This window comes from Stenotrophomonas maltophilia complex sp. Om-AH-Sm3, assembly GCF_059337855.1.
Genome location: NZ_JBYBLQ010000016.1, coordinates 50,816 through 76,994 on the forward strand (window position 1 = coordinate 50,816; position 26,179 = coordinate 76,994).

25 protein-coding genes are annotated in these 26,179 nt (G+C 67.9%); 13 read left to right on the forward strand and 12 right to left on the reverse strand.

Annotation, left to right across the window (positions count from 1 at the left end; translation table 11 throughout):
• The first annotated feature begins 29 nt into the window (after positions 1-29).
• The gene (locus tag AC10QF_RS16835; protein ID WP_494542549.1) at positions 30-377 is read left to right on the forward strand and encodes an RcnB family protein; all 348 of its coding nucleotides are present in this window, start codon (positions 30-32) and stop codon (positions 375-377) included.
• 49 nt (positions 378-426) lie between these two features.
• Here the strand turns inward: AC10QF_RS16835 and AC10QF_RS16840 are convergent, their stop codons facing one another.
• Positions 427-744, reverse strand: a complete 318-nt coding sequence (locus AC10QF_RS16840; RefSeq protein ID WP_329915552.1) for a hypothetical protein — start codon at positions 742-744, stop codon at positions 427-429.
• Between the two features lie 348 nt (positions 745-1,092).
• Between AC10QF_RS16840 and AC10QF_RS16845 the strand changes: the two genes are divergently transcribed.
• The 6 genes from AC10QF_RS16845 to AC10QF_RS16870 all read left to right on the forward strand — a co-directional run bounded on the left by AC10QF_RS16845 (position 1,093) and on the right by AC10QF_RS16870 (position 6,633).
• Positions 1,093-1,725, forward strand: a complete 633-nt coding sequence (locus AC10QF_RS16845; protein WP_494542550.1) for a YbbD-related protein — start codon at positions 1,093-1,095, stop codon at positions 1,723-1,725.
• Positions 1,726-1,761: 36 nt separating this feature from the next.
• On the forward strand, positions 1,762-2,292 hold the full coding sequence (locus AC10QF_RS16850) for a nuclear transport factor 2 family protein (RefSeq protein WP_494542551.1): 531 nt from the start codon (positions 1,762-1,764) through the stop codon (positions 2,290-2,292).
• 100 nt (positions 2,293-2,392) lie between these two features.
• A complete protein-coding gene (locus AC10QF_RS16855) occupies positions 2,393-3,067 on the forward strand; it encodes a response regulator transcription factor (RefSeq protein ID WP_005416896.1) in 675 nt (224 codons plus the stop codon).
• Positions 3,064-4,305, forward strand: a complete 1,242-nt coding sequence (locus AC10QF_RS16860; protein ID WP_494542552.1) for a sensor histidine kinase — start codon at positions 3,064-3,066, stop codon at positions 4,303-4,305. The genes AC10QF_RS16855 and AC10QF_RS16860 overlap by 4 nt, the downstream gene beginning before the upstream one ends.
• Before the next feature lie 56 nt (positions 4,306-4,361).
• On the forward strand, positions 4,362-4,748 hold the full coding sequence (locus AC10QF_RS16865) for a diacylglycerol kinase (protein WP_005416899.1): 387 nt from the start codon (positions 4,362-4,364) through the stop codon (positions 4,746-4,748).
• Between the two features lie 73 nt (positions 4,749-4,821).
• Complete coding sequence (locus AC10QF_RS16870; protein WP_494542553.1) at positions 4,822-6,633, forward strand: phosphoethanolamine transferase; 1,812 nt, start codon at positions 4,822-4,824, stop codon at positions 6,631-6,633.
• Here AC10QF_RS16870 and AC10QF_RS16875 read toward each other — a convergent pair.
• Positions 6,537-7,460 (reverse strand): M14 family metallopeptidase, encoded by a 924-nt coding sequence (locus AC10QF_RS16875; protein WP_069138347.1) that lies wholly within the window; start codon positions 7,458-7,460, stop codon positions 6,537-6,539. The genes AC10QF_RS16870 and AC10QF_RS16875 overlap by 97 nt on opposite strands.
• A 146-nt stretch (positions 7,461-7,606) precedes the next feature.
• On the opposite strand from AC10QF_RS16875, the gene AC10QF_RS16880 reads away from it, so the two are divergent.
• From AC10QF_RS16880 to AC10QF_RS16895, 4 genes are read left to right on the forward strand one after another with little or no spacing between them, the layout of a single operon-like run.
• Positions 7,607-8,260, forward strand: coding sequence for a DUF3348 family protein (locus AC10QF_RS16880; protein ID WP_494542554.1), 654 nt, complete (start codon positions 7,607-7,609; stop codon positions 8,258-8,260).
• Positions 8,261-8,270: 10 nt separating this feature from the next.
• Positions 8,271-10,535, forward strand: coding sequence for a DUF802 domain-containing protein (locus tag AC10QF_RS16885; protein WP_099495991.1), 2,265 nt, complete (start codon positions 8,271-8,273; stop codon positions 10,533-10,535).
• Positions 10,532-11,170 (forward strand): OmpA family protein, encoded by a 639-nt coding sequence (locus AC10QF_RS16890; RefSeq protein ID WP_021204244.1) that lies wholly within the window; start codon positions 10,532-10,534, stop codon positions 11,168-11,170. The genes AC10QF_RS16885 and AC10QF_RS16890 overlap by 4 nt, the downstream gene beginning before the upstream one ends.
• Positions 11,160-11,528, forward strand: coding sequence for a DUF2894 domain-containing protein (locus AC10QF_RS16895; protein WP_494542555.1), 369 nt, complete (start codon positions 11,160-11,162; stop codon positions 11,526-11,528). The genes AC10QF_RS16890 and AC10QF_RS16895 overlap by 11 nt, the downstream gene beginning before the upstream one ends.
• A 710-nt stretch (positions 11,529-12,238) precedes the next feature.
• On the opposite strand, the gene AC10QF_RS16900 is transcribed toward AC10QF_RS16895, so the two are convergent.
• The 10 genes from AC10QF_RS16900 to AC10QF_RS16945 form a co-directional block, all read right to left on the reverse strand.
• Positions 12,239-12,685, reverse strand: coding sequence for an REP-associated tyrosine transposase (locus AC10QF_RS16900; protein ID WP_005416905.1), 447 nt, complete (start codon positions 12,683-12,685; stop codon positions 12,239-12,241).
• A 113-nt stretch (positions 12,686-12,798) separates the two neighbouring features.
• Entirely contained in the window at positions 12,799-13,557 is a 759-nt protein-coding gene (locus AC10QF_RS16905) for a 2,3-dihydro-2,3-dihydroxybenzoate dehydrogenase (protein ID WP_494542556.1), read from the reverse strand.
• Complete coding sequence (locus AC10QF_RS16910) at positions 13,548-17,438, reverse strand: enterobactin synthase subunit F (protein ID WP_494542557.1); 3,891 nt, start codon at positions 17,436-17,438, stop codon at positions 13,548-13,550. Before AC10QF_RS16910 ends, AC10QF_RS16905 begins: the two co-directional genes overlap by 10 nt.
• Entirely contained in the window at positions 17,435-17,692 is a 258-nt protein-coding gene (locus AC10QF_RS16915) for a phosphopantetheine-binding protein (protein ID WP_049414955.1), read from the reverse strand. The genes AC10QF_RS16910 and AC10QF_RS16915 overlap by 4 nt, the downstream gene beginning before the upstream one ends.
• Entirely contained in the window at positions 17,692-18,324 is a 633-nt protein-coding gene (locus AC10QF_RS16920; RefSeq protein WP_049438812.1) for an isochorismatase family protein, read from the reverse strand. The genes AC10QF_RS16915 and AC10QF_RS16920 overlap by 1 nt, the downstream gene beginning before the upstream one ends.
• Positions 18,324-19,976, reverse strand: coding sequence for a (2,3-dihydroxybenzoyl)adenylate synthase (locus AC10QF_RS16925; RefSeq protein WP_164282598.1), 1,653 nt, complete (start codon positions 19,974-19,976; stop codon positions 18,324-18,326). The genes AC10QF_RS16920 and AC10QF_RS16925 overlap by 1 nt, the downstream gene beginning before the upstream one ends.
• On the reverse strand, positions 19,973-21,166 hold the full coding sequence (locus AC10QF_RS16930; protein WP_494542558.1) for an isochorismate synthase: 1,194 nt from the start codon (positions 21,164-21,166) through the stop codon (positions 19,973-19,975). Before AC10QF_RS16930 ends, AC10QF_RS16925 begins: the two co-directional genes overlap by 4 nt.
• Positions 21,163-22,359: an MFS transporter gene (locus tag AC10QF_RS16935; RefSeq protein ID WP_494542559.1), complete on the reverse strand. Its 1,197-nt coding sequence runs from the start codon at positions 22,357-22,359 to the stop codon at positions 21,163-21,165. Before AC10QF_RS16935 ends, AC10QF_RS16930 begins: the two co-directional genes overlap by 4 nt.
• A gap of 152 nt (positions 22,360-22,511) precedes the next feature.
• Positions 22,512-22,823 carry a DUF3817 domain-containing protein gene (locus tag AC10QF_RS16940; protein WP_032129991.1) on the reverse strand — a complete coding sequence of 104 codons (312 nt, stop codon included), beginning with the start codon at positions 22,821-22,823 and terminating at the stop codon, positions 22,512-22,514.
• A gap of 130 nt (positions 22,824-22,953) precedes the next feature.
• On the reverse strand, positions 22,954-23,889 hold the full coding sequence (locus AC10QF_RS16945; RefSeq protein WP_494542560.1) for a TIGR03571 family LLM class oxidoreductase: 936 nt from the start codon (positions 23,887-23,889) through the stop codon (positions 22,954-22,956).
• A gap of 66 nt (positions 23,890-23,955) precedes the next feature.
• Between AC10QF_RS16945 and AC10QF_RS16950 the strand changes: the two genes are divergently transcribed.
• Together AC10QF_RS16950 and AC10QF_RS16955 are read left to right on the forward strand one after the other, a co-directional pair.
• Positions 23,956-24,405: a GNAT family N-acetyltransferase gene (locus AC10QF_RS16950; protein WP_164262626.1), complete on the forward strand. Its 450-nt coding sequence runs from the start codon at positions 23,956-23,958 to the stop codon at positions 24,403-24,405.
• Between the two features lie 96 nt (positions 24,406-24,501).
• Positions 24,502-26,022 carry a thioredoxin family protein gene (locus AC10QF_RS16955; RefSeq protein ID WP_164262625.1) on the forward strand — a complete coding sequence of 507 codons (1,521 nt, stop codon included), beginning with the start codon at positions 24,502-24,504 and terminating at the stop codon, positions 26,020-26,022.
• Positions 26,023-26,179 lie beyond the last annotated feature (157 nt).

Below are 26,179 nucleotides of genomic sequence, written 5' to 3' on the forward strand. Positions count from 1 at the left end.
CATGCTGCGGCCATGACGGAGGCACATCCATGAAGACCACAAGTTTGCTTGCCATCGCTTTGACCACCGCCACCGCGTTGGCTGCGGCCCCCGCCTTCGCCGATCCGCCGCACCACGCCCGCGGCAACGGCCCGCCGCCGCATGCAGGTGGCCCGCACAACCGCGATGCGCCGCCGCCGGGCTGGCAGAAGAAGGCCTGGCGTCGTGGCGACCGCCTGCCTTGGGCCGAAGTGGACCGCCGCTACTGGGTGGACGACTACGCGCGCTATGACCTGCGCGAGCCGGGCCGCGACCGGCGCTGGGTCCGGCAGTCCGATAACGAGTACCTGTTGGTGGAGATCGCCACCGGGCTGATCATCGACGCGCTGCATCGCTGACACCTCGTGCGGTGTCCCTCCGCGCGGCAGAACGCCGCGCGGAGGGACTTCACGATCTGGGCTGTGACGATCGGCGGCGCTTATGCCCCCGACGCTGTACCTGCCTTCGCGGCCGCCCGGAATGCATGCCCTCCCGCAGTGCGATATACGCGCACATCAGCGCTGTGGCAAACAGTCCCATCGCCACCAGCAGTTCGAATCCCCGATCACCGAAGAGCAGGCGGAGGGAGACCTCCAGTGAGCACAGCCTGCCACAGCGCAGGCCCTGCTCGTTGAAGCCATGGATGAGCACCAGCACGCCCATCAGCCCGCACAACGCCATCAGGGCCAGGCTTGCGATGAAGATGAAAGGTCGATGGATGCGCATGCGTTCGTCGCGGTCTTCTAGGGTGACGTCAAGCGCGACGTTGTGAGCACGCGATCGGAAGCATCCAGCTCCACCGACCAGGCTTCGGTATCCAGGCCCAGCCGGTTCTCATACCACCATCGCTGCGCACAGCGACCACTGCATCCACGGCTGGCATAGCGGGTAAAGGGAGCACCGGCGTGCTCCACCACGTCAGGTTGCCCCATTGACAGATCCCCTCCTGCGCCGCGCGCCCGCGCATCATCCGCGCAGACCTTCCTCAACGTCAAACCGGCCTGTTGCGGCGCCCGTCATCCGTGCTAGCGTGCGCCGACCGATGATTCAGGATGAACACAGGGACGCCCGTCGATGGCAGGCAAGAGCCGGAAGGACAGGATCGCGCAGGAGATCGGCCTGTTCATGCAGCAGTACGCGCGCAAGGCGCAGCGCCATGCAGAACACTGCGACCGGCCGTACGACCGGGGCTGGAAGCGCGGCTCAAGCGCTTGCCGCCCTAAGAAGTGGGTAGGCTGCTTTCCGCGGAGCATGACGAGGATGACCAGCCCCGTTGCATGGGCCAGGCGCGCCATTGTCGTGACGTTCTGTATCGCGCTATGCGCCTGCGGTATGGTGCTGGACAGTTCGTTCGACACCCTGCAGGAGGCGCTTGACTCCGACAGGGTGAACAAGGGGTGGATTCCCGGCTGGGTGCCGCAAGCGGCGACCGATCTGCGCGAGTTCCATGACCTCGACTCCAACACCAGCGCGCTGGCCTTCACCAAGCCCCCTGCGATACCACTGCAGCTGCCTGCGGATTGCCAGGCGACCACATTCAACAACAGTGATCCTGTTGCATTCAATCGATACTGGTGGCCTGGCAACGCGACGCTCAGTGCGTCGTACCGTGTCTTTCGCTGCGCGCCCGAATCCGGAAAATCCGTCTTCGTCGCCGTCAACACGGCCGAAGACCACGTGCTTTTCTGGCGAACCTACGCGCGCTGATGCGCGAGCGCCACCTCACTCCTCCCCAGGACCCCCATGATGCCCAACGCACGTGCACGCTCCGCCGCCCTCGCCCTTCTGCTCCCGGCGTGGCTGCCAGTCTTAGCCGCGCAGAACGCCCCTGCCGACGTCAAGGCCATCGAACAGGTGGTCGAATCGTTCCGCACCTCGCTGATCAACAAGGACAAGCCGACCTACATGAGCCTGTTCTTCTCTGACAAGCCGGAAGATATCGGCTGGCAGTTCGTTTCCGAGGACGCGCGCCTGCAGGACATCCGCAAGGCCAAGCCCGATGCGATCAAGGCACGGCAGATTCCCGCCAACAACTTCATCGCACTGATCGACGGGGCGGTGGCCTCGCCGAAGCTGAAAGAAGAGACATTCTCCAACACGAAGATCGAGACGGATGGCGATGTGGCCTCGGTGTCGTTCGACTACAGCTTTTACGACGATGGGGTGAAGACCAACTGGGGCAAGGAAATGTGGCAGCTGATCCGGACCGAGCAGGGCTGGAAGATCTTTTCGGTGATCTATTCGATCCGCGATTCACGCAGCCCGGCCGAATGAAGCTGGATGGCGCCGAGCGCCGATTGCGATCCATTCAGCCAGGGCATTGGCATCCGGCAAGGGATCGGGCAGAGTTCGGCCACGCGCAAGGACGCTCGCAATGACCCGCCTGCTGATCATCGAAGACAACCCCGAACTGGTTGCCAACCTGTACGCCTTCTTTGAGCCACTCGGCTATGTGCTGGACGACGCCCGTGACGGCGCCAGTGGCCTGCGTCGGGCCACGCAGAACGACTACGATGCCATCCTGCTGGACCTGATGCTGCCACGCCTGGACGGGATGGCGCTGTGCCGGAAGCTGCGCCAGGAGTTCCAGAATCCGGTGCCGATCCTGATGCTGACGGCGCGCGATCCGGTCGAAGACCGCGTGCAGGGCCTGGCGCTGGGCGCGGATGACTATCTGGTCAAGCCCTTCTCGCTGAAGGAGCTGGATGCGCGGATCAAGGCCCTGGTGCGACGCGCCCAGGGCCGCCAGGTCGACAGCGTACTGGCGTGGAAGGACCTGCAGGTCGATACGCGGTCGCCGCAGGCCTGGCGGCAGGGACGCTGCATTGCGCTGACGCCCACCTCGCACAAGCTCCTGTTGTGCCTGGTACGCGCGGCACCCGCCGTGGTCCGCAAGCAGGAGATGGAATACCTGGTCTGGGGCGACGAGCCACCGGACGGCGGCGCGCTGCGTACCCACATCCATGAGCTGCGCCTGCAGGTGGACCGCAGTTTCGACACCACGCTGATCGCCACAGTGCACAGCGTCGGCTGGCGCATGCCGGCGTGACCCCCGCCGCTCTCTACCGGCGCCTGACCCTGCGCACCCGCATCACGATTTCGTTCGTGCTGCTGATGGCCGGCGCCATGGGCTTCATCGTTCTGGCCGAACAGGTGGACTACGACCAGGTACGGGCCGCCGTCGTTGGACGCACCCAGGACAGCCAAGTAAGCCGCCTGCAGGACGAACTGGCTCGTGGCCAACGCCCCGCCCTGCCCTCCGGCAGCGCACTGTACGATGCCCGGAACGTACCTGTGGTGCTGCGCCAGTATGGCCTGGGCTACCACGGCGAAGCAGCACCCAACGAGTGGCACCTGCGCGTGTTCGACAGTGGCGGACAGCGCTACTACCTGCTGCAGGACGCGGCGCCTTATGGCTATCTGGAGTACCTGATCAACGCCTTTGCAGCGCTGGTCATTTCGATCTGCGTGCTCGGCGCCTTCCTGATCGGTCGCAAGGTGGCGTCGCACGTCATCGCGCCCATCACGCAGTTGGCCGATGCCGTGCAGAGCGGGCGGAAGCCCTTTCCCTGCCAGGACGCACGCGACGAGATCGGTGTTCTGGCCCGCGCCTTTGCCCGGCACAGTGATGAACTGGAGCGTTTCCTTCACCGCGAGCAATGCTTCAGCGGCGATGCCAGCCATGAGCTGCGTACGCCGCTGGCCATCATCGGCGGCGCTGCGGAAACCCTTGCCTGCCAGCTTCCTCCTGACAGCCATCTGGTTCCCAGCGCGGAGCGCATCCTGCGTACTACCCAGGAGATGCAGCGCCAGTTGTCCTGCCTGCTGTTGCTCTCACGTTCCCCCGGCTCAGTCCCGCGCAGCGAGGTGGCTTTGCGTCCGTTGATCGAGTCCTGCGTGGAGCGCTGCCAGCCCTGGCTGGCCGGCAAGCCGGTCGGCATCACCGTTGATCCCGGTCGCGAGGTAACGATGCACACCAATCCGGACCTGGTACACAGCGTGATCTGGAACCTGACGCGCAACGCCTGCCAATACACCGAACAGGGCAAGGTCCGGATCACCCTGGACACCACCGCACTGATCATCGCAGACACCGGCCCCGGCCTGCCCTCCAGCATCGACCCGCAGCAGTTCCAACGATTCGTGCCCGGGGCACCGCACAGCGGCGAAGGATTGGGACTGTCCATCGTGCAGCGCATCGTCGAACACCTTGGCTGGACAATGACGGTACAGTCCTCGGAGCGCGGCTGCCGGTTCGCCCTGCACTGGCCTGCGGCCCGCATCTGACGTATTCCTGACAGCGGCGTGCACATGCTCGGGGTTGTCCCAACCTCGAGAACGGCATGCAGCACCCCAAGCACAGCGGCAAGTATCCGCACGGCAAGACCGGCCTGAGCCGCATCTTGCACACCCTGGTCCATTCGCGCGATGGCTTCATCGCGACCTTCCGCGGCGAGGCCGCCTTTCGCCAGCTGCTGCTGCTGCACGCGCTGTTGATCACTGCGGCGTTCGTGCTGGACATCAGTACAACCGAGCGCGCGTTGGTGCTGGCGGTCTGCTTCATCAGCCTGCTGGTGGAACTGCTCAACTCGGCAATCGAGGCCGTGGTTGATCGCATCTCGCTGGAGCAGCACCCGCTGTCGAAGAACGCCAAGGACATGGGCAGCGCCGCACAGACCACCGCGTTGTTGATGGTCGGCGCGGTGTGGGGCGTGATCCTGCTGGGCTAGGCCGGCAATCCTGACAACTTCCTGATAAGGCCGTTTCGATACTGCGCGCACTCCTGTTCCGCGGACCCTGCTCGTGCGTCAATGCCTCCGTTTTCCACGGCCCCATCCGATCATCCTGGTCTGGGCCGCAGCGTTTTTCTTCACCACGATTGGAAACATCGCCCTCTGGAAGTCGCTGTGGGAACTGACCGATCTCAACGGTGTGCGCAGCATCCTGTTCCTGGCCAGCCTGCCGCTGGTGTTGTTCTGCCTGTTCAATCTGCTGCTGACGCCATTGCTGGCACTACCCTTCGTGCGCAAGCCGGTGCTGGCCGTACTCATCGTCACCAGCGCCGCCTGCAGCTATTTCATGCTGCACTACAACGTGCTGATCGATCGCAGCATGGTGCAGAACGTGTTCGAGACCAATCAGGCCGAACTGAACGCCTATCTCTCGCTGCCGCTGCTGTTGACCCTGCTGGCGCTGGGCGCGATGCCCGCTGCAGCGCTTGCCCTGGTGCGCACCGCCAGCGGAGCGGGTTCGATACGGTCGCTGCTGGTGTGGCCGGCCAACGTTCTGGCGTCACTGGTGATGCTGCTGGTGATCGGCTTTGCGTTCTACAAGGACTACTCCTCACTGCTGCGCAATAACCGCTACATCCGCGACCAGGTACTGCCGTTGAACGTGATGCGCCATACCCACGGTTACCTGAAAAGCCTCCATAGCACCCGCCAGCAACCGCTGCGCCCGATCGGCATGGACGCGCGGCGCATACCCGGCCCGCGCCCGAAGCTGGTGGTCATGGTCGTCGGCGAGACCGCGCGGTCACAGAACTTCCAGCTCAACGGCTACCCACGCGCAACCAATCCCCGGCTCTCACGCACGGAAGGCGTCATCAGCTTCAGTGATGTCTCCTCGTGCGGAACGGCAACGGCCATCTCGGTGCCGTGCATGTTCTCGCAGATGACCCGCCAGCAATACGACGACGTTCGCGCGGCGACCGAGGAGAACGTGCTCGACATCCTGCAGCGTACCGGCGTCAGCGTGCTCTGGCGCAACAACAACAATGGCGGCTGCAAGGGCGTGTGCGAGCGCGTGCCGACCGAGGACATGCCTGCGCTGAAGGTGGCGGGCCAGTGCGTCAACACCGACGGCACCTGCTACGACGACGTGCTGCTGCACCAGCTTGGCACACGCATCGACGCGATCAACGGCGACGGCCTGGTCGTGCTGCATCAGCTGGGCAGCCACGGCCCGACCTACTTCGAGCGCTATCCGGCTGCCTCGCGGGCCTTCAGCCCGACCTGCGACAGCAACCAGATCCAGCATTGCAGCAACGAGGCGCTGGTCAACACCTATGACAACACCCTGGTGCATACCGACCGGGTGCTGGCGTTGACCATCGACCTGCTGCAAGGCTATTCGGACCGGCGCGACGTTGCGCTGATCTATGTGTCCGACCACGGCGAGTCGCTCGGCGAACGCGGCATGTACCTGCATGGCACGCCCTACTTCATCGCCCCGCGCGAACAGACCCAGGTGCCGATGGTGATGTGGTTCTCATCGGACTTCGGCCGCAACGCGGGCCTGGACATGGCCTGCCTGCGTGGGAATGCGCTGCACCGGGCGCACAGCCACGACAACATCTTCCACTCGCTGCTGGGCCTGTTCGGGGTCAGCAGCACGGTGTACCAGCGTAATCTGGATGTGTTTGCCGGATGCCGCCCGTCGGGTTCGCCGGCTGTGGCCGCCACGCCGGCGAAGAAGCGGCACCGGCTGATGCCGGTCACCGCCCGCAACGTGGCGCGCTACTGCGCCGCCAGGGCGAAATCCAGGCCCGCACACACCGCCGCCACCTGGGCGTCGTTGCATTCCTGCGGGTTGGTGCGCGGGCTGTCCGGGTAGACCTCGGTGGTGGTGGCAAAGCGTGCGTCGGTGAAGCCGGCGCAGGCGCCGATCGAACGCGACTCGCCCCAGACCACGCCCGGCGACTGCAGCGGCAGGCCGACCAGGTTGCCGTCGGCATCGGCCGGGGCGATGTGGGTGATGGGCGCCACTGCGGCAATCAGGGCCTTCTGGAACTCGGCCTGCGGATCTTCGCTGTTGCCGATCACATAGAAGCCATCGGGAATCGTGTCGCGCTCGAACGGCTTGCCGTCGCGCGCGCAGCGCGCCGGATCGAACTCGTTCAGGTCGCTGTCGGTGGTCTCGTGCAGGTCCAGGTGCACCAGCAGGTTCGCCTTGCGCTCGCCCACCCAGGCCATCAGTGCGGCGGCTTCCTTGATCTGGCCGCCGTCACGGAAGCTGCGGTTCGGATCGATCGCATCCGGGTTCCAGCGCTGGATGCGCTCGTAGCCCCACGGGCTGACGCATGGCGCGACGATCAGGTTCAGCCGGCCCAGGTAACGCTCGGCCTGCTGTTCCAGGAACTGCAGGGCGCCGTGCACGCCGCTGGTTTCGTAGCCATGCACGCCGCCGGTGATCAGCGCGGTCGGCAGCGCCGGGTTCCAGTCGTGGTTGACCACGGCGAACAGCGGGTAATGGTCCGGTGCATAGTCCAGCTGGCCGTACTGGATCACGTCGAAAACGCTGTCGTCCAGGCGCTCAAGGGCGGCCACCACGTCATCGTGGTAGCTGCGCTGGCGCTGCTGGCGGGCCCGCCACTGTGCGCGTTCCGCGTCGCCCCAGGGCTGTCCGGGGGTGCCGATCGGGTAGAACTGCGCAACAGTCATGGGGGTACTCCAGGGGTCGAACGGGTGGATGCAGCCGGACATTCTAAGCCTTGTCGCGCCTGCGGGTACCGCCACCCAGGCCCCGCCTTCATCCAGCCGGGGTCATCTGGTTGTAAAATCAACGGTTTTTGGCCCCTCACCCCTTGATGGCGAACGCAGCGCAGCCGGTCCTGGGTGGACCGGAGTTCCTCCGCCTGCTCGCCCGTCTCAGCGACGGCGCGATGCCGGCCAGCAGTCCCGCCCTGACCGATCGCCTCGGCCAGTGGGTGGACTGGAGCCGTGCCGTGGCCCTGTCCGGCGCGTTGGGCGGACGCCTGCCCGAGCCCGGCGAAGCTGCCGAGGGGGCCGAGGATGTACTGGCCGACTGCGCCCAGGCCCATGCCAGCCTGCTGGCCTCGATCCGCGAGGACGCCGAGGCCGAGCGCCTGCTGGACCTCGCCGAGGCCGCTGCCGCACCCAACTTCGCTTCGCTGCGCCAGCGCTACCGGGTGCTGCAGCAGGCCATCCAGACCGCCACCGGGCGCCTGCGCGGCCGACTGCGCGACCAGCTGGTGCAGGCGTCGCCCGACCTGGCTCGGCTGGCCGAAGTAGATGCGGTGATGGAACAGACCCTCACCCCGCGCGAGCACAGCCTGCTGGCAATCGCGCCGACGGTGCTCGGCGCCCGCTTTGAACGCGTGCACGGCCAGCCCGGCTGGCGCGCGGCCTTCCGCCACGACATGCGCACGCTGCTGCTGGCTGAGCTGCAGCTGCGCTTCCACCCGATCCAAGGGCTGCAAGACGCCCTGCGCTCCCACTGACCGGAACACCATGTCCAGAACTGCTTTCCATGTCATTGTTTTCCTTGTCGGCCTGTTGGCCGTGTGCTGGATCGGCATTGGCTATGTGTCGGTGCATCCGCTGGGTGCAGCGGTGGCGGCGATCATCGCGGCCTGCTACATCGCCGGCGGCGTCGAGCTGTACCGCTACCGCCAGGCCAGCAACGGCCTGCGCGCCGCACTGAACGACCTGTCCAGCGCGAAGGAAAGCCTTGCCCCCTGGCTGGAGCGCGTGCCGGTGGGCCTGCGCAACGCCGTGCGCCTGCGCGTGGAAGGCGAGCGCACTGCCCTGCCCGCGCCGGTGCTGACCCCGTACCTGGTCGGCCTGCTGGTGTTGCTGGGCATGCTCGGCACCCTGCTGGGCATGATGGATACCCTGCGCGGCACCGGCCTGGCCCTGCAGAGCGCCACCGACATGGCTGCCATCCGCGGCTCGCTGGCCTCGCCGGTGCAGGGCCTTGCGGTGGCCTTCGGTACCTCGATCGCCGGTGTGGCCAGCTCGGCCATGCTCGGCCTGCTGGCGGCGCTGCTGCGCCGCGATCGCCTGCAGGCCGTGCAGCAGCTGGACCGCGCCATTGCCGGCGACCTGCACCCGCATTCGCAGGCCTGGCAGCGCGCCGAATCGCTGCGCCTGCTGCAGGCACAGTCCGCCGCGCTGCCGGCGCTGGTCGACCGCCTGCAGGCGATGACGCAGACCTTTGAAAGGCACAGCACGGCTGCAAACGAGCGCCTGCTGTCCGGCCAGGCCGAGTTCCTGACCCAGAGCCAGGCCCTGCAGGAACGGCTGGCCCTGTCGCTGCAGCAGTCGCTGCGCGAAGGGGCCGAAGCCAGCGCCGCAGCCATCGGTGGCGCGCTGCGGCCGATGGCGGAAACCACGCTGGCGGGCCTGGCCCAGCACGGCGAGGCGCTGCATGCCCGTGTCGAGCGGGCCGTGCAACAGCAGTTGGCGGGGCTGAGCGACGGTTTCGAACGCAGCCGGGTCGCCACCGAAGCCAGCTGGGCCAAGGTGGTGAGTGAACAGACCCAGGCGCAGCAGGCGCTGGTGAGCGAACTGCGCCAGCACCTGCAGGCCTTCAGCGATGGTCAGGGCACGCACGCCGAAGCACTGGTCACGCGTATCGGCGAGCGCCTGCAGGCCGATGCACAGAGCAATGCAGACGCCTTGCGTGCCGCCGCCGAGCAGCAGCAGGCCCTCAACAGCGCGCTGGTCGAGCGCCAGCAGCAGGCGTTGATCGCCGCCAGCGAACATCTGGATGCGCGTGCGCAGGCGCTGCTGCAGGCACTGGAGCAGCAGCACAGCGCCAGCCAGTCACTGCTGCAGGATCATGAAGCGCAGCGCTCGCAGCAGTGGCAGGCCGCGCAGACCGCCGCCGCGACCGCGCATGCCGAGCTGCAGGCCAGCCTGGACAGCCGCGAGCAGCAGCGCCAGGCGCGCTGGGACGCGGTCAGCGCCGAGTTGCAGCAGGCCCACGCCGCGCTGCAGGCGCAGCTGCAGGCCGGCGACGAACAGCGCCTGCAGCGCTGGAGCGATGCCTTGCAGCACCTTTCCAGCGACCTGGCCGAGCGCCTGCAGGCCAACGGCGAACGCCTGGCCGCGCAGCAGCAGCAGGTCTGCGACACGCTGGCGGCCACCGCACAGCAGATCGGCGAGAACGGTCGCGCGCAGGCCAGCGCCACGCTGGCTGAAGTTTCCGCCCTGCTGCAGACCGCGGCGGCGGCACCGAAAGCTGCTGCCGACGTCATCAACGAGCTGCGCAGCACGCTGTCCGAGAGTCTGGTGCGCGACAACGCGATGCTGGAAGAGCGCGGCCGCCTGCTGGCCACCGTGCAGACCCTGCTCGATGCGATCAACCATGCCTCGCACGAACAGCGCACCGCCGTGGACGCGCTGGTCGGTGGCTCGGCCGAGCTGCTGGAGCGCGTTGGCAATCGCTTTACCGACCATATCGCCGCAGAGACCGGCAAGCTGGATGGCATTGCCGCAGCGCTCAACGGCAGCGCAGGTGAAGTCAGCCAGCTGGCCGCCTCCTTCGGCGAGGCCGTCGCGCAGTTCGGCAACGCCTCCACCGAGTTGTCCGGCCGCCTGGAACAGATCGGTGGCGCGCTGGATGCCTCGCTGGCCCGCAGCGATGAGCAGCTGGCTTACTACGTGGCGCAGGCGCGCGAGGTGGTCGACCTCAGCCTGCTGTCGCAGAAGCAGGTGATGGAAGAACTGCAGCAGCTGGCCGCACGCCGCGGCAAGGCCGGCAGCGCATGAGCGACGAGCTGGAGGTTGACGGCGGCTCGCACGCCCCGATCTGGGCCGCCTTCGGCGACCTGATGTCGGTGCTGCTGGGTGCGTTCGTGCTGATACTGGTAGGTGTTGTCGCGGTGCAGCTGGAGCTGTCGCAGCGGTTGGACCAGGAAGTGAAGCAGCGCCAGGCCGAAGCCAAGCGCCTGCAGACGCTCGAACAGGCACTGGCTGGCCCGCTGGCTGCCGGTCGCGTGACGCTGGTCGACGGCCGCATCGGCATCAGCGGCAGCGTGCTGTTCGCGCTCAACTCCGACCAGCTGCAGCCGGAAGGCCAGGAGCTGCTGCGCAGCCTGGCCGCGCCGCTGGCCGCCTACCTGGGCAGCCGCGAGGAGATCCTGATGGTCAGCGGCTTCACCGACGATGCGCCGGTGCGCGAAGGCAACCGCCGCTTCGCCGACAACTGGGAGCTGTCCGCGCAGCGTTCGCTGACCGTGACCCGCACCCTGATTGCCGACGGCGTACCCGCTGATGCCGTGTTCGCCGCCGCGTTCGGCAGCGAGCAGCCGGTCAGTTCCAACGCCAATGAGGAAGGCCGCGCACGCAACCGCCGCGTGGAGATCGCGCCGATTCCCAAGCCCAAGGCGGCGGATGGCAAGTAAGCCGCCCGCCCTGGAAGGCCTGCGCGCATTGGTGCGTGACCTCGATGCGGGGTCGCGCTCGCTGCCGCATTACCCGCAGGTGCCGATGCTGCAGCAGGTGCAGCGCGAGTGGTCGGAGCTGCGCAGCGAACTGCAGGTGCGCCGCTCGCTGCGCGCCGAGGCCCCGGCCGATGGCGGCCCGCTGAACTCGGCGGTGCTGGTGCAACGCATGCTCGACACGATGCAGGCCACCAGCCCCGGCTACCTGCGGCATTTCATCGACTATGTGGACACCTTGTCCTGGCTGCAGGCGCTGCAGGACAGCGCCGCCAGCGGCGGTGAGACCGCAAAGCCGAAACGGACACGCAAGCCGCGCTGACCGTTGAATGGTAGTGCCGGCCGCTGGCCGGCAGCTACGCACCTCCGCGCGGGTCATGTCGTTGCCGGCCAGCGGCCGGCACTACCATCGCGGGTGATCTGCGCGCCGGAACGAAATCTGCGCGGCGCTTCGGTTCTGCTGTGGTAGTGCCGGCCGCTGGCCGGCATCACATCCAGGCCGGCCACGGCCGAAGCGCGCAAGCGGCGCTGAACAGCGAATGGCCGCGCTGAACATTGAATGATGGCGCCGGCCGCTGGCCGGCATCACATCCAGGCTGACCACGGCCGAAGCGCGCACGCGGCGCTGAACAACGAATGGCCGTGCCGAACATTGATTGGTAGTGCCGGCCGCTGGCCGGCAGCTACGCATCTCTGCGCGGGTCATGTGGTTGCCGGCCAGCGGCCGGCACTACCATCGCGGGTGCTCTGTGCGCAGTAACGGACTCTGCGCTGCGCTTCGGTTCCGCTGTGGTAGTGCCGGCCGCTGGCCGGCATCACATCCAGGCCGACCACGCCCAAAGCGCGCGCAAGCGCCGCCGAACAGCGAATGGCCGCGCTGAACACTGAATGGCAGCGCCGGCCGCTGTCCGGCAGCTACGCATCTCCTCGCGGGTTCCTGCGGTTGCCGGCCAGCGGCCGGCACTACCCTTACGGATGCTCTGTGCACCGGAACGGGATCTGCGCTGTGGTAGTGTCGGCCGCTGGCCGGCATCACCCCCAGGCCGACCACGCATACGGATACTCGCCAATCTGCCCAGCAAGACCGGCGCGCACCGGATTCCCCAGGATGTACAGGGCCTGCCGCGCCAGCGACTCTTCGGTCCTTACTGCATGATCGAAGTAGCCGGGCTGCCACACCGTACCTCGACGGCCCGCCAGGCGATTCAGGGCAAGTGCGCTCGACGATTTCATCCGGCGCGCGACGTCTGGAAGGTGAACTGCACGCAGCTCGAACATCCAGTGGACGTGATCCGGCATGACAACCCATGCGTGTGACCATACGAGCCCGCGCTGTTCGATGTAATGGAACTGGTCGATTACACATGCTGCTGCAGCTTCGCTTTCAAAGAGCCGGCGGCGCTGGTGGGTCGTGGTTGTCAGGACATAGGCCTGGCCGATGATCGAGTGACGGCCCAGGCGGAGGCGATGGCTGCTCATGCGCCATGGTGGGTCGATCATTGGGCGTTGGCTGTCAGGCCAAGCCTCGATGGGGGTTGGGAGATGTCTGAAGTTGAATGAGGTTGCCGGCCAGCGGCCGGCACTACCAGACCTCAGCCGCGCAGGGTGGCGCCACCGTCCACGTACAGGTCGCTCATCGCTACGTGACCGGCCTGCTCGGAGAGCAGGAACATCACCGACTGCGCGATGTCTTCCGGCGTAGCGAGTTTGCGCAGTGGAATGCCGGCCTTGTAGGTCTCCAGGTTGCCGGCGATCACCCGTTCGGCGCCGTGCTCGTCCTGCCACATGCCGGTCTGCATCGGGGTCAGCGTCGAGCCCGGGGCGACGATGTTGCAGCGGATGCCCAACGGCGCCAGCTCCAGCCCGAGGCAGCGGGTGAACATCGTGGCGGCGGCCTTGGATGCCGCATAGGCGGCCATGCCATGCCTTGGCACACCGGCCGCATTCGAGCTGACGGTAACCATCGCGCCCTGCCCGCGCGGCGACATCACCCGCGCCAGGGCACGCCCGACATGGAATACCCCGTCGGTGTTCACCGCGAACACCCGGCGCCAGTCGTCATCGCCGGTCTCGGTCACGCCGCCCACATGCAGCACACCGGCTACGCTGGCGGCCAGCATGATCGGCCCGATGCTGGACTCGACCTGATCCACCAGGCCGTCCACGGCGGCGCTGTCGGTCACGTCGAGCGCGAAGGTATGCACACGCACATCTGCCGTAACAGGCGCCTCGCGATCGGTCGCCACCACGGTGCAACCGGCCTTGGCCAGTAACCGTACCAGTGCCTCGCCGATGCCGCCGGCAGCGCCGGTGACCAGCGCCACGCGGCCTTCAAAGCCGGTCAACTGCATGTTGCGATCTCCTGTTGCTCGTCCCATTGGCGCAACCGCGCCGACAACCACGGCGCCAGCTGCGCCACCGCATCGCGTCCGGTCAGCTCTGCGTGCAGGAATGGCAGTTCCAACGACTGCACCCTACGCGCGTGTGTACGCCACAACGCCGACTGCAACTGTGGCCGCGCCTGGTGGTCCCGGCCGGCACGCACATGCACCAGCGTGCCATCGAACGGCCGGTGGATATGTTCCCGGATCAGTCGATTGGTGCCGGTCACGGCGCGCACCACGCCATCCAGCACGACATCCGGCAGGCTACCCAGCGCACTGCCACCACGACGCAGGAACGCGAGAATGCGTTCCCGGCTGTCCAGTTCCGGATGCGCATCCGGGTCATGACCGGCAATCGCCAGCAGTGCCCGCAATGCGGCGATGGCATCGGGTTCCGGCTCGGCCCGCCAGCACTCGCTGGGATAGGCGTCCAGCAGTACCAGTTCGCCGACCTCGCGCCCGATCTCATGCAGTCGCACCGCCATCGTCTGCGCGAGGATGCCACCCACCGACCAGCCCAGCAGATGCACCGCCCCCTTCGGCTGCAGTGCGACCACGCGCTGTACGTAGTCGTTGGCCATCGCCTCGATGCTGCTTGGCAGCGGCAGCCGTGCGTCCAGTGCAGGCGACTGCAGGCCGTACACCGGGCGTGCCGGCTGCAGTGCCCGGGCCAGGGTGCGGTAGTTCCAGGCGATGCCACCGGCCGGGTGCAGCACGAACAGCGGCGTGGACCCGCCCGCTTCGGTCGCGGCCAGCGCGATTACCGGCCCCAGTGCGTGATCGGCCAGCGCTGGCGGCTCGGCAAGGCGAACCGCCAGCGCAGCCACGGTGGGCTGCGCGAACAAGGTACCCAGACCCAGATCGCAGCGCCAGCGCTGCTCGATGGCCAGCAGCAAGTGCACCGCCGACAGCGAGTCACCGCCGAGACTGAAGAAATCCGCATCCACCGCCACCGGCGCTTCACGCCCGAGTGTCTGGGCAAACAGCAACGCCAGCTCCTGTTCCAACGGCGTGCGCGGCGCCAAGCCGGCAACTTCACGTTGGGGTGGCTTCGGCAATGCGTTGCGGTCGAGCTTGCCGTTGGCGGTCACCGGCCAGTGGTCCACGCCTACAAACGCCGAGGGCACCATGTAATCCGGCACGCGCGTGGCCAGGTAGCTGCGCAGCATGACGGGGTCGGCAAGCGCGGTTGGCACATAGGCCACCAGCCGGGCATCGCCGGGCGCGTCCTGGCGCAGCAGTACTTCCACGCGCTCCATGCCAGGCAGCTCACGCAGTGCCGCCTCGATCTCGCCCAGCTCGATGCGCAGGCCGCGCAGTTTCACCTGATGGTCGCTGCGGCCCAGGTACTCGACCGCACCATCGCGGCGCCAACGAGCTACGTCGCCGGTGCGATAGATGCGTTCGCCAGGCAGGAACGGATCGGCGAGGAAGCGCTCGGCGGTCAGGTCGTCGCGACCGAGATAGCCACGTGCCAGTTGCATGCCGCCCAGGTACAGGTCACCGGCCACGCCTATCGGCACCGGCTGCATCCGGGCGTCCAGCACGTACAGGCGGGTGTTCCAGACCGGGAACCCGATCGGCACCGGCCGCGAGCGATCCTGCGCCGACGCCGGCCAATAGCTGACGTCCACGGCCGCTTCGGTCGGGCCATACAGGTTGTGCAGCTCGGCGTTCACGCGCGCGTGGAAGCGGTCGCGCAACGCGGCGTCCAGCGCCTCGCCACTGGTGAATACCCGTCGCAGCTGCAGGCCTTCGGAGGCCGGTGCAGCGAGGAAGGCATCGAGCATCGACGGCACGAAATGCGCCGTGGTGATGCCATGGCCACGGATCAGGCGCGCCAGTTCAGTGGGGTCGCGATGCGCATCGGGCCCGGCAACCACCAGCGTGGCCCCGCACAGCAACGGCAGGAAGAACTCCCAGACCGAGACATCAAAGGTGGCCGGGGTCTTCTGCAGCACGCGGTCATCGGCGCGGATGCCGTACTGCTCGCGCATCCACAGCAGGCGGTTGACGATGGCGCGGTGTTCGATGACCACGCCCTTCGGTTCCCCGGTCGAGCCGGAGGTATAGATCACATACGCTGCATCGCTGGGCGCAGGATCGGCCCACGGCGCGGCGAAGCTCAGCGCGGTCCACTGCTCCGGCGCGAGCACCGGCACGCCGGCCGTGCGCGCCGAAACCTCCGCCGCAGCCAGAACGCACACCGGTTGCGCCGAGGCGAAAATACGTGCAAGCCGCTCATCGGGATGGGCCAGGTCCAGCGGAAGGTAGGCCGCGCCTGCGCGCAGCACCGCGACCAGAGCGATCACCAGCTCCAGCGAACGCGGCAATGCCACCGCCACCACGCTGCCCGGGCCGACACCCATCGCCCGCAACTGTGCCGCCAGCGCGAAACTGCGCGCTTCCAGCGTTGCGTAGTCCAGCGTCGTGTCGCCGAACACCAGCGCTGGCGCGTGCGGGTCCCGATCCATGCCCTGCTGCAGCAACGCGACCAGGGTCGTCTCCGGGAGCGCGTGCGCGGTGGCGTTGAAACCGTGCAGCACCTGCTGCGCCTCCATGGGCGTCGCCAGGGGTACGGCGGCGATATCGTCAGCCTGCAGCGCCGACGTCACGAAATGCAGCAACCGCGCCGCGTGTGCCTCGACATCCTCGCGACTGTACAGCGCGGGATTGGCCTCGATCTCCAGATCCAGCAGATGCTGGCCATCGCCACGGAAGCCCAGCGCCAGGTCATCCACCGGCCCGGTGCACAGCACCTCCAGCGCCGCCTGCACGCCAGTCAGCGCCAGCGGCCTGTAGAACGGCTGCACATTCACCAGCGGGCCGTGCAGGCGCTGCTGCGTGCCGACCAGGCCCAGGTCCCGGCGCAGCTGCTCGCCCCGGTAGCGGCCGTGCCTGCGGCCCTGGCTGAGCTGGCGACCCAGGCCCCGGGCAAAGGCCTCGACGCTACCCTCGCCGGCCGCCACGCGCAGCGGCAACACATTCATCACCATCGCCGGCACCCGCGCCGACGCGTTGCCCAGCCGCCCCATGTAGGGCACGCCCAGCACCACTTCATCGGCAGCGCTCATCCGCCGCAGGTACTCGGCCGACAACGCGGCCAGCACATCCGGCCAGGGCTGCAGCCAACGTACCGAGGCCTGCAGCAACTGCTCACGGAAGGCCGTATCGAGCGACTGCACCCGGCGCAGCGCGTCGTCACTGGCCGCGAGCGTGCCGGCCAGGCCCACGCCTGCCGGTGCGCCCTGCATGTGCTCACGCCACCACTGCCCGGCCAGCGCGCGGCGCGGATCGGCACGGTAGGCGGCATCATCGGCCAGCACACCGGCCAGTCCTGGCAGTGGCTCACCCCTGCGGCCGGCGTACAACGCGCACACGCGATCGGTGAACAGCGCCATGCCGTAGCCATCGGCCGCCAGATGATGCACCCGCAGGTACCACACCCAGCGTTGCCCGCCCAGTTCAAGCAGCACCTGCTGACTGATCCGGTCGCGGGTGGGATCAACCGGGCTCAACCGGTCGGTGTGCATCAGGCTGCGCGCCGCAGCGGCGGGATCCGGCTCGGCGGAAACATCGCGTACCGAAAGCAGCGGCACGTGTACCGGGTCATGCCACTGTAGTGGCTGGCCATCGGCCCCTTCGGCAAAGCGCAATGCGAAGGCCTCCGCCTCACGCGCAGCCTGGTCTGCCGCTGCGACGAATTCGGCCACGTCCAGCGGGCCGTCGATCCATACCGCGTGCGCGGTATTGAATGACGGATTGTCCGGTGCCAGCCGCTGTGCAAACCACAGCCCGGCCTGGGTCTCGGTCAACGCCACCGGTGTGGCCAGCGCTGCGGTGTTCATGCGTTCTGCGCGGCCTGCAGTTGCTGCACCACACCCCACCACTGGCGCAGCGTGGTGTGCTCGGCCAGCTGCGAGAACTCCAGCGGAAGGCCAGTGTTGCCCCAGGCCAGGACCAGGCCGAGCATGCGCATTGAATCCAGGTCCAGGTCGATCAGGTTGTCGTCGTCACCGATCTCGGCCGGCGTGCACTCCAGCACGCGCGCCACGTCGGCACGCATCCGCTCAAGATCCAGCACCTCACCGGTCGCGGCCATCACAGCACCTCCAGCAGGTGGTCGGTGGTCATCGGCACGCCACAGGTACGCGCGATCCAATGCAGCGCCTGATCGTGATCGGCGCGCGAGAAGTCCGCCACCGCATCAGCGGCGATGAAGGCCTCGATATCACGCTGGAAGGCATCCACCACGGTCGCGGTGCAGCCGATATGGGCGTACACGCCGGTCACCAGCAACTGGTCGCGTCCACGCACCCGCATCAGCGTCTCCAGGTTGCTGCGCTGGAATGCGCTGTAGCGGTGCTTCACCAGCACGTGCTCGCCCGGTTGCGGTGCCAGCGCCTCGATGATCGGTTCATGGTCGGCGCTGCGACGCATGCCCGGCCCCCACAGGTCGGCCTGAAGGCCACGGTCTCGACGGTCCTGGTCACCATGCTGCGCGGTGTAGAACACCGGAATGCCGTGCGCGCGGCAATGCGCCAGCAGGCGTGCGATGTTGTCCACGGCCGGCCGCAGCGGTGCATTGCCGGCGTCGAACGCGGCCAGGAAATAACGCTGCATGTCGTGCACCAGCAGCGCGACACGATCGCGCCGGGGACGCCACGGCCCGCGCGCCTGCGGTAGCTCAGCGGCGGTCGGCAAGGGGTAGTCGGTGATACGGGGCAGCGCCATCAGCGCGTTCCTCCTGTCTGTTGCAGATGACGCGCACGCAGCTGCGCGCGCAGTTCGCGGCGGCTGATCTTGCCGACCGCGGTGGTATCGAAGCTGTCGACGAACACGACCTGGTCGGGCACCTTGAACGCAGCCAGGCCGCGCCCGCGCATCCAGGCCTTCAGTACCGGCGCCTTGAACGGTTCGCCTTGCGGGATCACAAAGGCGCAGCTGCGCTCGCCCAAGTACTCGTCTGGAATCGAGACCACGGCCGCATCGAACACGCCCGGATGTGCCAGCAAGTGGTCCTCGATCTCTTCGGCAGAGATCTTCTCGCCCGCCCGGTTGATGTGGTCACCCGCACGCCCCTGTACCACTAGGTAGCCCCCGGGCAGCTGCTGCACGCGGTCACCGGTACGGTAGAAACCGTCGTCGGTGAACGAGCGCGCATTGGCCACTGCATCGTTATGGTAGCCACGGATGGTGTACGGGCCACGGGTGAGCAGATGCCCCACCTCGCCTTCGGCCACCGGCTGGTCATGGTCATCGACCACGCGCACTTCGTCGTCCGGACTGATCGGCCGGCCCTGGCAGGCCACGATGAGGTCCTCCGGATCATCCAGCCGTGTGTAGTTGACCAGGCCTTCGGCCATGCCGAACACCTGCTGCAGCGTGCAGCCAAGGCCGTCGATCACCCGCCGTGCGGCTTCCGGCACCAGTTTGGCACCGCCCACCTGCAGTACCTGCAGGCTCGACAGGTCATGCTTGCTGGTGGCGGCGGCCTGCGCCCACAGCAGCGCCAGCGGCGGCACCAGGCCGCAGCAGGTCACCCCTTCGCGGGCGATCAGCGGGAAGGCCGCATCCGGCCCGGGGCCGGGACTGAACACCACGCGGGCGCCGGCGTACAACGCGCCGAAGAAGCCGGGCGAGCTCATCGGGAAATTGTGCGCGGCCGGCAGCGCTACCAGATAAACGCTGTCGCGGTCGATGCCGCAGATTTCATTGCTGGCACGGAACGAATAGATGTAGTCGTCGTGCGTGCGTGGAATCAGCTTGGACAGCCCGGTGCTCCCACCGGAAATCTGCAGGAACGCCACCGACTGCGGGTCCGGATCGGCCGGCAGCCGGCTGCGATCGCCCTGCAGCGCCTCCAGCGCGATGAACTCCGCCGCCTCGCCGTCGATCACTACATGGCGAACCGCCGGCACGTCGGCCTGCAGCGCTCGCGCCAGCCCGCGATGATCGAAGCCATCGTGCAGTGCGGTGGTGATGTAGGCACTGGCTTCGGCCTTGCTGGCGAAGTGCACCAGCTCGGTCATGCGGTGCGCCGGCAACACGTACACCGGCACCAGCCCGGCGCGGAACAGGCCGCAGACCGTGGTGATGAAGCCTGCCGTGTTGCCCAGCTGCACCAACACCCGCTCCCCTGGCTGCAGGCCGAGCGCCAGCAGGCCGGCACCGATCCGCCCGGCCTCGTGCCACAGCTGCGCGTAGCTCAGGCGTACGTCGCCGGCGACCACCGCGATGTCATCGGCGAAACGCTCTGCCCGCTCGCGCAGGAACGCCGGGAAGGTCTCGCCACGCCAGTGACCGGCTTCGCGATAGCGCGCCACCAGCGCGTCGGGCCACACCTGCTGCAGTGGCAGGCGGGAAGAGTCAGTGCAGGTAGTCATGCAGCAGGCTCGATCGCAGGCGCGGATTCATGGACACCCAACGCATTCAGCAGGGCAGCGAACTTCGCTGCGGTTTCGGCCACCTCGGCCTCGGGGTGTGACTCGGCGACGATGCCGGCACCGGCATACAGGCGCAGCTGCGTGCCCTGCAGGCGCGCGCAGCGGATCGCCACGTACCAGTCGCCGTCACCCTGCGCGTCCAACCAGCCCACGGCACCGGCGTAGAAGCCGCGCGGCACCGGCTCCAGCTCGCGGATGCGCTGCAGCGCAGCCAACCGTGGCGTACCGCAGACTGCCGGCGTGGGGTGCAGCTGCGCCAGCAGTTCGGCGACAGACGTCTGCGGATCCTTCAGGGTGGCGTGGATGCGGGTGCCCAAGTGCCACATGCTGGCGGTGGCATGCAGCACCGGGCGCGGCTGCGCATCGATGTGGCTGCAGTACGGTGCCAGGCCCTCGACGATGGCTTCGACCACGTGGCGGTGCTCGTCGTGGTCCTTGGTCGAGGCCAGCAGCGCCTGCGCCGCACGCTCGTCCTCGGCGGCATCGGCGCTGCGCCGCGCGGAACCGGCCAGCGGATGCGACAACAGCTCGGCGCCACGCTTGCGCAGCAGCAGTTCCGGCGTCGCGCCCACCAGCCAGGCCGGCGCCTGGCCCAGCTCCACCGGCAGCGGAACCGCATAGGTCGCCACCGACGGATCTGCGCCCAGGCGTGCCAGCAGCACGTCCGGAGACAGCGCCTGGCGGGTGCGTGCCAGCAGGCTGCGCGCCAGCACCACCTTCTGGAGGTTCAGTTCGGGCGCGCGCAGTACCTGCACCGCCGCGGCAACCGCTGACGCATAGTCCTGCGGCGCAGGCTCGGCGCGCAGGGCACCGTCCAGCGGCGGTGCGGCCTGCGGCTGCAGTGCCAGCGCTGGCAGCAGGCGCTCGGGCTGGAATAGCGCATCGTCGGCACGCGGCTCGAACGGCACCGCGCCAACCAGCAGGCCCGGGCCGCCACGCTGCTGGGCAAAGAACACCGAAACGCGTTCTGCCAATGTCGCCAGCGCACCGGCCGGCAGCGTGGCGCGGCAACCGCGTGCATGCACGTGCTGGCCAGCGTGCTGCAGCAGGAACAGCGACGCGTCGTCGCTGCTCTCCTGCGGCGCTGGCGCGGCCTCCGGCCACGCGCCCTGCATCAGGGAATCGTTCATGGGGTCTCCTTCATCCGATGCACTGCGGCCAGCGCGAACAGCAACAGCAGCAACGCGCCGACCAGCAGGTATGGCAGGCTGGGCCCGCCGCGATACAACAGCGTGCCGAGCATCGGCCCGGCCACCATGCCCAGCCCTTGCGCGGCCGCCACGGTGCCTGCGGCGGCGCCCTGCTCGTGCGCCTCTACCGCATCGGCGGCCAGCGCCTGGAACGAGGGGAATACGAAGCCCATGCCGAACGCAGCCAGCGCATACGCCGCAGGCAATTGCCAGGCCTGCTGCACGCCCGCCACCGAAGTGAAGCCGATGCCGGAAATGAGAGCGCCGAGGACGATCCAGCGACGTGGATGCACCTCCAGCTTCATCACCAGCGCCTGCGCCAGGATCAGGCCGACGCCAACGGCGGTGAGTGCAATGCCGGCCATGCGCGCGCCGGCCGCCGCATCCAGGCCCAGGCGATCAATTGCGAAGAAGCCGACCGTGACCTGCGCGATAGTCACCGAGACCATGGCGATGAACGCTGCCAGCTGCGGCAGGCACAGGCGCGCGTCGAGGCGGCTCATCGGCGTGCGGCGCTGTGCGGACGCGCCCACCACGGGCGGTGTAGCCGGCAGCCGCCAGGCCAGCAATGCCAGTGCCAGCAACGGCAGCAGCGCGGCCACGTACAGCGCCAGCGACAGGTTCGTATAGGCCAGCCAGCCCGCGGCGGCCGGGCCGAGCACCATGCCCAGCGCGTTGGCACTGCCCAGGCGGGCGAGGAATTTTGCACGCTGTCCGGTGGGTGCCTTGTCGGCGATCAGCGCCGCTGCGGTAGGAGGCACAGCCGCGTAGAACAAGCCGATCAGGCCACGCGCACCGACCAGCACCAGCACTGACACCAGCACCGGCGGCACTGCCTGCAGGGCGACATCGATGAACACCGCCAGCGCGATATAGACGACGGTGTAGGCAGTCATCGCCAGCATCAACACGCGCTTGCGGCCGATGCGGTCGCTGAGCTGGCCCCACGGGCGCGCAGCCAGCATCCACAACACGCCTGCGGCGGTAACCGACAGGCCGGCATGCCACTCGGACAGCCCGAGCATGCGGACCACCGGACCGATCACGGCGACGAAGGACATCATCGCCATGGTGCCGATCAGGGCGGCCAATACCAGCGCCGGCAAGCCGGGAACGACGGGACGTGCGTGCATGGAACACCAGCCGTAACAGGAAAGGATTGGCCGGGCGCACCTGCGCCCCGCCCGGCACCCGCCCCAATCAGGACCGGATGCTACCCTCAAATGATAACGGCTCGTATTTGCATTTGATACCCATTCTCTTGAATGGGCATGCAACAGTGGGTTCAGCGCATTGCACGCAGGCCCAGCAGGCCACGGCGCTTGAACCACCACTCCAGCGGCAGCGTCACCAACGGCGGGATGGCCGCCAGCAGCGCCAGGGCACTGGCCCACCACGGCCAGCGCAGGCGCACCGCCGCAAACAGCGTCACCGCTACATAGACCAGGAAGGCCACGCCGTGCAGCGGCCCGAACAGCTTCACCAGCGCCACGTTGGCCATTGGGCCGTATTTCATCCACATGCCGATGAGCAGGCCGGCCCAGGTCACGGCCTCGATGAAGGCGACCGCGGCGAACAGGCGTCCGGTCGGGTGCATGGGGGAACGTTGGGTCACACGGGGCTCCGGCAGCGGGGCATCAAATGCGAATGATACGCAGATGCGGACCTCCAGCACACCGGCAAGCGCAGCGTTGGCAACAATGGAGCGTCTCCACCAAGGTGGACACCTACCGGAGCATATGCGGCAGCACCTGCTCCCCGATCTCGCGCAGCACCGCGTCCATCGTCCGCCCGTTATCGATCAGGTTGAACATCACATGCGCCACGCCCTGCGCATGCACGCGCAGCAGATACTCACGCAGGCCATCGCGGCCGACCTTCAGGCCCAGCGGCAGCGGCTCGGGCGGCGCCTGCGGATCTGCCTGCAGGTCCAGCAGCATCGACTGCACGAACGGCTTGCCTGGCCCGCCGCGCTGCGCCAGCGCCTGCTGCCACAGGCCGATGCGCCCTTCCTGCGCGGCCTCTTCGCGGTGATAGGTGGCCCAGCCTTCGGCCTCACGCGCTATCCACTGCAGGCTCTGCCGCGCGGTACCCACCACCAGCATCGGAGTGCGGGTTGCCGGCGCTGGCAGCACGTCGAAGCCACCAGTGGCCTGCAATACGGCGGTGCGCTCATCGGCGGCCGGTGACAGCGCCGCCCGCAACAACGTCCAACGCTCACGGAAGGTCGCCGCCCTGCCCTCCAGATCCTCGCCGAATGCGGCGAACTCTTCCGGGCGGTCACCCGAACCCAGGCCCAGTACGAAGCGTCCGCCGCTGATCCGGTCCAGGCTCAACGCCGACTTCGCCACCTGCAGCGGCTGGCGCAATGGCAGCACGATGGCCGCGCTGCCGACCACGATGTGCCCCGTCGCGGCCGCCAGCATACCCAGCCACAGGAACGGATCGTCCAGCGCACTTGCTGTCGCGTCCGGACCCTGCGGCACCATCAGCGGCACATCGCGCGCCCACAACGCGGCGAAACCAAGATCGTCGGCCAACCGCGCGATGCGCCGCGCCTGATGCGGATCGGCCAGCCCCTGCGACGCCACCGGCGTCATCAGGCCCAGGCTCAAGCCCTGCCCTGGAAACAACGCAGCGTACGCGGGATTGAAATCACTCATGCCTGCAGCTTAGCGTGCAGGCACGGGGCAGCGATGACGCGCAGCCCGCCACGGGAAGAACACTGCATGCCGACGATCCGCCCTGCCCGCGTCGATGACCTGCCCGCGATCAGCGCGGTGTGCCTGGCCGCGTTCACTGCGGCGGTGGCGCCCTCGCTCAGCGCAACCGGCATCGCCACGTTCGGCAATGTCGCCGCCGCCGATGCGTTCGGTGAACGCCTGCACGGCGACAACCATATCCTGGTGGCCGAGCAGGACAGCCGTATCGTCGGCGTGGTCGAGCTGAAGGAAGGCCGCCACCTGGCGATGCTGTTCGTCGATCCCGGCTGCCAGGGACAGGGCATCGGCCATGCACTGTTCGAGGCCGTGCTGCCGCAGGTACGCGAGCCGGTCCTGACCGTACGCGCATCGCTCAACGCTGTGCCGACCTATCTGCGCTATGGCTTCGTGGTTGACGGTGAGGCCGGCGAGTTCAACGGCCTGGTCTACCAGCAGATGGTGCGGGCGGCCGCCTGAAGGCAGCGGGTGTCATGCCCAGCTGCCCAGCCGATATAAGCAAACTGAATCAGCACACTCCCCGGCCATTCCTACAATGGACTGTCCCCCTTCGAGATGCCGCCGATGCGCGTCGCGCTTTCCGTGTTGCTGCTGGCTTCGGCGCTGAGTGCCTGCGCCCCGGCCCCGGTTTCCACCGCCAACTCCGCCGAGGCACCTGCGCCGGCCAAGGGAATCGCGTGGCGCCAGGGTGACGTCGATGATGCCTTCGCCGAAGCCGCAGACAGCGGCAAGCCGGTGCTGCTGTACTGGGGCGCGGTCTGGTGCCCGCCGTGCAACCAGCTCAAGGCCGGCCTGTTCAAGGACCCGGCCTTCATCGCCTTGACCGGCAAGTTCGTGCCGGTCTACCTGGATGGCGACGAGGAAGGTGCGCAGGCCTGGGGCGAACGCTTCGGGGTGCGCGGCTACCCGACCCTGATCGTGCTGGACCCACAGCGCAATGAACTTACACGCGTGGCCGGTGGCAACGACGCCGCCGAACTGACCCGGGCATTGACCGTTGCCGCCGGGCGCCGCAGTGCAATCGCTGCCACTCTGGCCACCGCCCTGGCCACGCCGGAGAAGTTGGCTGCAGAAGACTGGCAGGTACTGGGCGACTACGGCTGGGAAGTCGACGCCAACCGTCTGGCTGGCGGGCGCAGGGGCCAGGATGTACTGCGCCAGCTGTCCAAGGCCGCACCCGACGCGGCGCTGCAACGCCGCTTCGCCCTGCTGGCCCTGGCCACCGCCGACACGCCCGCCAGCTCGCCTACCGAAGTACGCGAACTGCTGCAGGCCGTGCTGACGCAGCCGGCCGAAGTCCGCCGCAACCGTGAGTTGCTGGGCTATGCAGGCGCACAGTTGGTCCAGCAGGCCAGCGCCGGCCCGGCCACCCGCAACACGCTGGGGCAGCAGCTGCTGGTCGCGCTGGAGCGCGCAGATGCCGAGCGCGGCGACCGCGCCGACGACGCATTGTCGCGCGCACTGACGGAAGTATCGCTGGCCCGCCAGCAGCAGCCGAAGGGCGCACTGCCCGCGCCGCTGGTTGATCGGGTCAAGCAGCGCGTGGCCGCTGCCGATGCCGCCGCCACCGATGCGCATGCACGCCAGGCCACGATCAGCAGCGCGGTCTACGCACTGCGCCAGGTCGGTGACGACGCCGGTGCCGAGGCGTTGTTGCTGGCGGAGCTGAAGCGCAGCGAGCAGCCCTACTACTACATGCCCGAGCTGGCCGAACTGGCCGAGCAGCGCGGCGACACCGCCGGGGCGCTGGAGTGGTTGAAGCGTGCCTACGACGGTGCGCAGGGCCCGGCCACCCGCGTGCAATGGGGCGTGCTGTACGTGGAAGGGTTGCTGAAGCTGGCGCCGAACGACGCGCGGCGCATCGAGCAGGCCACCGCCTCGCTGATCGCCGAACTGGAGGCGCAGCCGTCGGGTTACCACCAGCGCACCCGCCAGCGTTTCGAGCGCCTGGCCGGGCAGCTGAAGGCGTGGAGCGGGAAGCACCAGGGTGCCGAGACGCTGGCGCGGTTGCAGCAGAGGATGCAGCAGGCGTGCGGTGAACAGGTGGATGGCGCGTGCAAGGACTGGTTGAGTTGAGTTGATGAAAACGCGGGCGGCTGGTTCGCCTGCCGGCGCCTTTGTTGATACGTGTGGGAGGGGGCGGGGGCAACACGCCATCGCGCCGGTGAGGGTTCGAAAAGCGGGTTCTGGTAGTGCCGGCCGCTGGACAGGAACCCAACCCTCGCTGATTTCC